Genomic DNA, 9,182 nt, shown 5'->3' on the forward strand with positions numbered 1-9,182 from the left:
CTCGTCTATTATTTTTTCTTTTAATTTGTCCCATATTTTCACCTTAATAAAAAATGGTCTGAGTGAGAGGATTTGAACCTCCGGCCTCTTGACCCCCAGTCAAGCGCGCTACCAAGCTGCGCTACACCCAGACAGTAAATACATTATAATGATAAATGAAGGATTAATCAAGCTTTTTTTTATTTAATTCATTTAAACCCATCAAAATATATAAATATTTAAGGGTATCTGCGTCAAAAAACCGCAGATACCTCTTATCATTTAATTTCCCATTCGTTTTTCCATTGGTGTGGAGATGGTTTCGATATTCTCAACAACAGCGATGATCACCGGCTGATATTTACTGTTAAACCGACCCTGTTTATCAAAATAACGGATTACCAGATAAGCAATGGCAGTCAGGCAAATCCCTGTCAAAAACGAGGTCAACACCTGATCCAAGCCGATACTTAAGGCACCAACCAGATAATACGCCATGCAGCTTCCTAAAATAAAGGCGATTAACGGTATCCCATACATGATAAATGCTGCTACAAAAACATTGGCAAATTGCATCTCCACCTCAACGGTTTCACCGCTTTTAGCATTGACTGGATTTTTAGCCGTTGTCAGCATAACCGATTGGTCTTTGCTGACATGACATGCTCCGCAATCTCCGCAAGCTGAATTACGTTTAATCTCAACTTCGGCATTATTTCCCCGAAGCACCTTAACCGTTCCTATTTCTTTCATTACAATTCATCCACAGAGATGCCCAGATCGATCAGTTGATCCAGACTTGCACTGGCTGGCGCGTCCATCATCAGACAACCATGGTTTTGAGTTTTCGGGAAGGCAATAACGTCACGGATATTATCATTATCGGTTAGCAGCATCACCAAACGATCCAAACCAAATGCCAATCCACCATGGGGCGGGGTACCATATTTAAGGGCTTCCAGCAGAAAACCAAATTGTTCCCATGCTGATTCCTGGGTAAATCCCAAGGCTTTGAATACTTTTTCCTGGATACTCTGGTTGTGGATACGAATGCTTCCGCCACCCAGTTCAACGCCGTTCACAACCATATCATAGGCATCTGCCCGAACTTTTAACAGATCGGTTTCCAGATACTGTAAGTCTTCTTCCAGCGGCATCGTAAAGGGATGATGTTTAGCTGTATATCGGCCGGCTTCCGGATCATACTCCAATAAAGGAAAATCGGTTACCCAGAGGAAATTATATTGGTCTTTTAAATCATATTCCAATTTACGTGCCAGTTCCAGTCGCAATTGACCCAACGCATTGCAGACTATTTCATTGGTATCCGCAATAATGAAGATTAAATCTCCCGGTTGGGCATCGGTTTTTTTGAAAATCGCTGCTTTTTCTGCTTCTGAGATGAATTTCAGGATTGGTGATTTCATCTCGTCTTCGGAAACATCAATCCATGCTAAGCCTTTAGCCTTGTAAATTTTAGCGAAATTTTCCAGCCCTTTGATGCCCTTTTTACTTAATTTATCCTGAGCCCCTTTGGCATTAATGGCACGAACACTTCCGCCTTTTTTTACTGCACCGGAGAAAACTTTAAATTCGGAGTTTTCAACAATTTCTGATAAATCAATCAGTTTTAAACCAAATCGGGTATCAGGCTTATCCGAACCGTATTGATCCATCGCTTCTTGATAAGTCATTCTTATCATTGGCGTTTGGACCTCAACCCCTTTGACCTCTTTCATGATTTTGGCAATCATGCCTTCATTGATCGCAATGATATCATCTTTGTCAATAAAAGACATTTCCATATCAATTTGGGTAAACTCCGGCTGACGATCCTGTCTTAAATCTTCATCTCGGAAGCATTTTGCTATCTGATAATAACGGTCAACTCCAGAAATCATTAATATCTGTTTGTACAACTGGGGTGACTGGGGCAATCCAAAGAATTTTCCTTTTTGCACTCGTGATGGCACCAAAAAATCTCGGGCTCCCTCTGGCGTCGGTTTCGCCAGCATCGGTGTTTCAACTTCTAAAAAACCTTTTTCATTTAGAAAACTTCTGGCAATGGCAGCAGCCTGATGCCGCGTTCTTAGAATTTTCTGGTATTTTGGTTTTCTCAGATCAAGGTACCGATATTTAAGTCGCACCGCTTCATTGGTCTGATCGTTATCCTCAATGTAAATCGGTGGTGTTTCCGACGAATCCAGAATTTTAATTTCGATGATCTCGACTTCGATTTCGCCAGTCGGGATATTTTTATTAACATTCTCCGGACTTCGCAAGACCACCTTGCCTTTAACCGATAAGACATATTCATTTCTGACCTTTTCAGCAATCTCAAAGACTTCCGATCGTTCTTCATTGACAACCAGTTGAATTTTTCCAGAACGGTCTCTTAAATCAATAAAAAGCACTCCGCCAAGGTTTCGACGATTATCCGCCCAGCCCGCTAGTTCTACTACCTGACCAACATCATTTGCTGTTAATTCTCCACACATGGTATTTCTATAATAAGTATTCATACTACCTCCGATATATATAGTTATTTATTTTATCTTCTTAACCTTTATATTATAATGAAGATGTTGGGATGATGTCAAGTGAGAAAAACGGTTTCCAGGGATCACCGAGACGGTTCTTTTGAATTCCCCCAAAAAAGCAGATCGGATTGAGTAATCATCCGATCTGCCTGTATCATTCCCTATTCACATCAACTTCACCATTAAACGACCAATTACTCCACCGTCACGCTTTTTGCCAGATTTTTAGGTTTATCCACATCGCAACCTCTGGCAACTGCCAGATAATAAGCTAACAGCTGGAGATAAACAATGGTGGGAATAGCGGTGATATCATCGTCCATCTCCGGAATCACCCATACCTCATCCACCTCTGAGGCAATATCTTTATGGCTTTCCTGAACAATCGCCAGGACATGGGCACCTCTGGCCTTCACTTCTTTGATATTGCTGAGCATCTTTTCGAACACATTTTCCTGGGTACAAACCGCCACCACAATGGTGCCCTCTTCGATCAGGGCAATCGGGCCGTGCTTCAGTTCCCCGGCAGCATAAGCCTCGGAATGGATATAAGAAATCTCCTTGAGTTTTAGCGAACCTTCCATACTGGTATACAAGTCTACGCCTCTGCCCATATAAAAGAGATCGTTTATTTTATGATTCTTATCGGCAAACGCTTTAATCACCGCTTGGCCTTCCAGCGCTTTTTCGATGAGTCCCGGGGTCATCATCAGACCATGACAGATCCGGGCGGCATCTGCTGTTTCCATTTCCCCGTTGAGATTTCCCAGAAAAGAAGCCAACAGCATCATGCAACCCACCTGGGTAACATAAGCCTTAGTCGATGCCACGGCGATTTCCGGTCCGGCATTGGTATAAATGACGTCATCGGCTTCCCGGGCAATAGAACTGCCAACCACATTGGTCACCGCCAAAACCCAGGCGCCCCGTTCTTTGGCCAACCGGATAGCGGCCAGGGTATCGGCGGTTTCGCCGGATTGGCTGATAACAATCAACAAAGTGTTTTCATCGACGATCGGATTTTTATAGCGATACTCCGAAGCTGCTTCGGTTTCCACGCTGATTCGGGCAAATTTTTCAAAATAATATTTCCCCACCATCCCGGCGTGATAAGCAGTTCCGCAGGCCACAATCTGAATCCGGTTAATGTTTTTCATCATCTCAGCGTTCAGCTTCAGACCGTCAAAGGAGGTGCCATTGTCGCAACAGCGATTCATTAAGGCTTCCATCATGGCCTTGGGCTGTTCCACCATTTCTTTCATCATAAAATGATCGTAGCCACCTTTTTCCGCATCGCCAGGATCCCAATCCACCATGAAGACTTCTTTGGCGATGATTTTGCCATCACTGTCCATCACTTGAATCGTGTCAGCTGTCAGCACGGCCATTTCACCATTATCCAGCAGATAGACTTCCCGGGTATAATTTAAAATCGCCGGGATATCCGAAGCGATAAAATTCTCGCCATGACCCAGGCCCACAATCAGCGGGCTATCTTTACGCACCGCCACAATTTTATCCGGTTCATTGGCACAAAGGACTGCCAAGGCATAGGAACCCTTCATCCGCTTCAGGGCAAGCTGAATGGTTTCGACAAGATCGCCGGTGTAAAGCTCATTCAGCAAATGGGCAATCACTTCTGTATCAGTATCGGAAATAAAGACATGACCCAAAGCTTTCAGCTCATCTTTCAAGCTCATATAGTTTTCGATGATCCCATTATGGACCACCGAGATTTCTTTATTGACGCTGGAATGGGGATGGGCATTGGCATCAGAAGGAACCCCATGGGTTGCCCAGCGGGTATGACCGATCCCGACCTTCCCTGAAAGGGGGGTTTTTTCGAGAACATCTTCCAGATTTATAAGTCGACCCTTTTTCTTTTCCACCCGGATCACTTCATTTTCCAGGGTCGCAATTCCGGCCGAGTCATAGCCCCGGTACTCCAATCGCGAAAGACCGCTAATTAAAACGTCCTGAGCCTGTTTATCGCCGATATAACCTACAATTCCACACATTTTTTCACCACTTATTCTTTTTTATGCCATCTTTGTCCTGAAAATCACTCTTCAGTTTTTCATGGCAATTCTCCAGGGCATCCGCCGAATTATCGATACTCCCTGTCCTCGTCAACTCAATCACTGTGTGGACCATCACATGAGTTCTGGCGCTTCTTTGCTGTCTTTGGCTACGGCCCATTACTTTTCTACCCAATTAACATGCTGAATTATTTTATCACAAAAGCTGTCTAAACACAAAGAAATGAGGACCAAAGCCCCCATTTCTTTGTGTTTTAATTATTTTTCGAGATTTGAAACTTCGCTTGATCAAAATTTAAATCAATTTAAACCCAGAGTTTACTGTCTCTAAATGCTTTCTGTCATTTCAAAACATGTTCAAAAACTTGGCTGTAGCTGATCGCCACCCAAACGTAGTTCGATCAACGATGCCAGTTCGCTGGCAATGGCGGTTAGTTCATTCTGGTCCTTACCTTCGATCATCACCCGAACCAGCGGCTCTGTCCCTGAAGGCCGGATCAATACCCGTCCCTGTCCGTGGAAATGTGTTTCAACTTCCTGGATCCGTTTTTGAATCGCTGAATCCTTAAGATAATCCTGCTTTTTCTTATTTTCAACTCTGGCATTGACCAGAATCTGGGGATAAACCGTCATTAAATCACTTAAGGTTTTGGCATCCCGACCATCCTGCTTCAGTAATTCCAGCAGAATCAGGGCGGTGAGCATGCCATCACCAGTGGTATTATGATCCAGGAGAATCAAATGGCCGGACTGTTCGCCGCCCAGATTATAATCGCCGGCAATCATCGCTTCTAAAACATAACGGTCGCCCACATCGGTTTTAATGGTTTTACACCCGGCTGTATTTAAGGCCAGATCCAGGCCGATATTACTCATCACGGTGACCACAACGGTATCTTTTTTTAAAGTATTACTGGCCTTCATCGAACAACCAATCAGGTTCATAATCTTATCACCATCAATTATCTCGCCAACATTATCAACAGCCAGACAACGATCGGCATCGCCATCAAAGGCAATCCCAATATCGGCTTTTTCGGCAACCACCCGGCGCTGCAAGGGCTGTAAATGAGTCGATCCGCAGCCGGCATTGATGTTCTTGCCGTCCGGGTTATCGCCAATCACCACCACTTCGGCACCGAGGCTACGGAAGAAATCTGGAGCGATGGCATAAGCTGCACCGTGAGCACAGTCGATCACCACCTTAAGTCCGCTAAAATCTCCTTTTACCGCCTGTTTGATGTGTTCCAGGTAAAAGGCTTCTGGCTTTTCCAGTTGGCTGATGCCGCCGCCGGCTTTTAATACCACTTCCTGTTTTTCCAGTATAATGGTTTCTATTTCATTTTCCACTGCATCGGGCAGCTTAAAGCCCTGACCATTGAAAAATTTGATCCCATTAAATTCATAGGGATTATGAGAGGCCGAAATAACTACCCCGGCATCCGCTTTTAGCGCTCTGGCAATCACGGCAATAGCCGGGGTTGGCAGAACTCCAACCAGAACCGCCTCGCCACCGACAGACACAATGCCCTTGGCCAGAGCCTGTTCCAGCGCTCTTCCCGATTCCCGGGTATCCCTCCCAATCACGATTTTGGGGCGGTGGGCATTTCTCCCCAACACGCTGGCTCCAGCCTGGCCTAAACCATAAGCCAGATCCAGGGTCAGTTCTTTTTCATATACACCACGTACTCCGTCGGTACCAAATAATTTTCCCATCTATGTAAAACTCCTTAGTCTTTTTTCTCTTCACTTAAAAATTGTTGGCCTCATTATAACCTAAAGAGGCTTAATTTAAAACCGTTTTATGATTCCGCCGCCGAGAACCTGGCGCCCCTGGTAAAATACCAGAGCCTGACCCGGGGCCGGGGCCCGGACCGGAACCAGGCTATGAACGATGGCCTGGTTCCGGGAAAGCCACTCGATGCGGCCTTCATATTCATGACCCCAGCGGCAGGTTTTAAAGGTGAAACCTGTTTCCGGCAGCCCATTCTGGGACTGGACGATCAGCTCATCCACCAATATTCTACTTTGATACAAAGCCTTTTCTTCATCCAGCACCACGGTATTGGTGGCCGGGATCACCTCAACCACCGCCAGCCGTTTATCGCTTTTGATGCCCAAACCCCGGGTTTGACCCGTTGTAAACTGATAAATTCCCGGGTGTCTGTCCAATATTTTGCCCGTAGCATCGACAAAATTGCCAGAGACAGTGGGATTATTTCCAAACAGAGCATCCTTAAGGAACAGGCCATGACCTTTCTTCGGGATAAAACAAATCCCCTGACTTTCTTTACCCCGGGAAAGTTCCGGCAGCAGACCGAGGATTATTTCGCGCACCGCAGCTTTGGACTCAAAACCATTCAGGGGAAACAGCAGCCGCCCCAGCAGATCCTGATCCAGATGATATAAAAAGTATGATTGATCCTTATTCGGGTTGGAACTGGCCCAGAGCTGATAAGTATTTTCATGCTTACGAACTTCCGCGTAATGGCCGGTAGCAATCATGGCGTCACCATTAGCCGTTGCAAATTCACCCAGCAGTTTAAACTTCATGTTCTGATTGCACAGCATACAGGGATTGGGTGTTTCCCCCTGCTTATAGCCAGCCACAAATGGGTCGATGACTTTTTCCCGAAACTGTTTTTGAGCCGCCAACACATGATGTTCAATTTTTAGTTTGTCCGCCACTTTTCTGGCGGCATTAATGGTATTTTCGACATTTAAAAAATTAAAGGTTACGCCAATTACCTCGTAACCTTCATTTTTTAACAGATAAGCGGCAGCCGCACTGTCGATGCCGCCGCTCAATCCAATAATTACTTTTTTATTTTTCACGTTTATTTTCTTTCTGATGTTTTCGCTACCGTTCGCTGAGCTTTTTCAGTCGAGATTCTTTTTTATCAATATGGGCAATCTTGGTTTTTAATGACTTCAGTTCCAGCATATTATCCCGATGGTTTTCGCCAACCGGCCAACTCATATTGGTTTCAATTAAATTGATGATTTCTTCAGTGAGCCAGGGGTTACAAACCAGAACCGGACCCAGGGTATTGGTAAAAATACCTTTGCCGCTGATGACGCCTTCAAATCGCGTCTCACCGTTATTACCGTAGCCATATTTCAACCGGCCAAACGGCGACTCTTCTTTGATATCCAGATCGATCATTTGAATTTGACTGCCAACGATTTCCATTTCTTTGCCATTGTATTGACAGCTATAATATAGATCGTCGCCATAAACGGCATGATTTTCCCGAGTATCTATCTCAATAATGCCCAATCCCCTGATGGTGGACTGATCATCCCGCGTGATTGTTTCGCCAAAAAGTGCTACCGAAGTTCCGGTAACCAGCATCGGCTTGGTTTCAATATAGTCCATCAGTTCTTTCCGGTGCGGTTCCAGATAGGCAGCCGCCACCGCAAAATGTTCAATTTCTCCCGGTGGGCAGAATAGAAAATCAAAATCCATAGGGTTAAAGGTCGCTGTTTCCAGGTTAATCTGTTCGACTTCAACATGGTAGCCTCGGCGTTCTCCTTCGGCCTGGATGGCCAGCAGATTACCCCGATCGCCATGAAGGTTAAACATATTACTAAAAAGCCAGCCGACTTTTATGGTCTGTTCCATTAATTCTGTCCTCCTTCAATGAATTTTTTCATCTTTTCAAAGGTGGAAAGCCAGGTAATCAAATAAATATTATCGGTTTCGGCCTTGTCAATTTCGGCAAATATTTCGTTGATATCGTCACTGTCCATGATCGTGATCGCTTCTTTGGCAACCCCATCATAAATCAGCCGATTGGCGGTATCATAAGAAACATGTTCGGAGAAACACAGGTATCGCTCCACATTTGAATCCACTACTGGTTTGAAATCACAATCAAAGGCATAGAATGTATTAATATAATGGGGCACAAAATCATTGACCACATACAAACCCAGGGCCACCATTTTTTCACTTTGATCAGAAGCCATAATATTTAAGGCACTCTGGAGGGTATCTGGATTTTCCTGTTTAATCCGCATGTATTTTATGGTTTTATTCTTATAGGTCAATACCTCAAAGCGGCCGCCGATGTTTTTGAAATTTTCAAAAGCCTTGGCCGCAGCGGCCGGAGCAATCCCACAAATTTCTTCACAAACAGCCAGCGAACCGGCATAATTATAAAACATAAAGGGCAGATCATAAGGCATATGAAAGTTCACATCCTTCAGCTTAAAGGTTTGATCGGAAAAATTTAGATCGGTGATCGGATAGTCCGGTGTTTTTTGGCTGGCAAAACCACAAAAGTCGCAATGAAAAGCGCCGATGCTGTCAACATTGTAATAGTCAAAGCTCATGTCGTGATGACATTTCGGACAGGCCTGGGTTGGATAATCCGCCCCCTTGGTGAATGATTCATCGTGACGGGAAACCCCGTAATAAATGGAGCGATGGGCGATTTCCTCAAAAAATCGGGATCGCGGTTCTTCGTTATTGAGGATCAGTGTCATCCTGGGATTCACAACCTCTTTTAATTTACGGATAATAAAATCCGGATCCCCATTTCTCTGGACCTGATCTTTTTGCAGATTGGTGATCAGCATGTTTTCGGCCGGCAATTGGGCATAAATCAAGGGCAGATAG

Annotated in this window: 8 protein-coding genes and 1 tRNA gene; all 9 read right to left on the reverse strand. The window is 44.7% G+C overall.

What is annotated here, in order from left to right; all coding sequences use genetic code 11:
* Window positions 1–54: 54 nt before the first annotated feature.
* Window positions 55–131: transfer RNA gene (locus ACEW8F_RS08920), tRNA-Pro, on the reverse strand.
* 130 nt (window positions 132–261) lie between these two features.
* Window positions 262–732: a SoxR reducing system RseC family protein gene (locus ACEW8F_RS08925; RefSeq protein ID WP_373483128.1), complete on the reverse strand. Its 471-nt coding sequence runs from the start codon at window positions 730–732 to the stop codon at window positions 262–264.
* Window positions 732–2,501, reverse strand: a complete 1,770-nt coding sequence (gene aspS / locus ACEW8F_RS08930) for an aspartate--tRNA ligase (RefSeq protein WP_373483129.1) — start codon at window positions 2,499–2,501, stop codon at window positions 732–734. Before aspS ends, ACEW8F_RS08925 begins: the two co-directional genes overlap by 1 nt.
* Window positions 2,502–2,713: 212 nt before the next feature.
* On the reverse strand, window positions 2,714–4,537 hold the full coding sequence (gene glmS / locus ACEW8F_RS08935; RefSeq protein WP_373483130.1) for a glutamine--fructose-6-phosphate transaminase (isomerizing): 1,824 nt from the start codon (window positions 4,535–4,537) through the stop codon (window positions 2,714–2,716).
* A gap of 4 nt (window positions 4,538–4,541) precedes the next feature.
* The gene (locus ACEW8F_RS08940; protein ID WP_373483131.1) at window positions 4,542–4,733 is read right to left on the reverse strand and encodes a hypothetical protein; all 192 of its coding nucleotides are present in this window, start codon (window positions 4,731–4,733) and stop codon (window positions 4,542–4,544) included.
* Between the two features lie 182 nt (window positions 4,734–4,915).
* Window positions 4,916–6,274 (reverse strand): phosphoglucosamine mutase, encoded by a 1,359-nt coding sequence (glmM, locus tag ACEW8F_RS08945; RefSeq protein WP_373483132.1) that lies wholly within the window; start codon window positions 6,272–6,274, stop codon window positions 4,916–4,918.
* 75 nt (window positions 6,275–6,349) lie between these two features.
* Window positions 6,350–7,411 carry a tRNA 2-thiouridine(34) synthase MnmA gene (gene mnmA / locus ACEW8F_RS08950; RefSeq protein WP_373483135.1) on the reverse strand — a complete coding sequence of 354 codons (1,062 nt, stop codon included), beginning with the start codon at window positions 7,409–7,411 and terminating at the stop codon, window positions 6,350–6,352.
* Between the two features lie 7 nt (window positions 7,412–7,418).
* A complete protein-coding gene (locus ACEW8F_RS08955) occupies window positions 7,419–8,183 on the reverse strand; it encodes a type 1 glutamine amidotransferase (RefSeq protein ID WP_373483133.1) in 765 nt (254 codons plus the stop codon).
* Window positions 8,183–9,182 (reverse strand): MurT ligase domain-containing protein (locus tag ACEW8F_RS08960; RefSeq protein WP_373483134.1); only part of this gene is annotated, 1,000 nt, incomplete at its 5' end. The genes ACEW8F_RS08960 and ACEW8F_RS08955, both read right to left, overlap by 1 nt.

Origin of the sequence: Acetobacterium sp., from assembly GCF_041752335.1 — a bacterium.
In the GTDB taxonomy this organism is placed as follows: Bacteria; Bacillota; Clostridia; order Eubacteriales; family Eubacteriaceae; genus Acetobacterium.

Coding starts and splice junctions, on each gene's coding strand:
- ACEW8F_RS08925 (WP_373483128.1), bottom strand. CDS start 732: ATGAAAGAAATAGGAACGGTTAAGGTGCTTCGGGGAAATAATGCCGAA.
- aspS (WP_373483129.1), bottom strand. CDS start 2,501: ATGAATACTTATTATAGAAATACCATGTGTGGAGAATTAACAGCAAAT.
- glmS (WP_373483130.1), bottom strand. CDS start 4,537: ATGTGTGGAATTGTAGGTTATATCGGCGATAAACAGGCTCAGGACGTT.
- glmM (WP_373483132.1), bottom strand. CDS start 6,274: ATGGGAAAATTATTTGGTACCGACGGAGTACGTGGTGTATATGAAAAA.
- ACEW8F_RS08955 (WP_373483133.1), bottom strand. CDS start 8,183: ATGGAACAGACCATAAAAGTCGGCTGGCTTTTTAGTAATATGTTTAAC.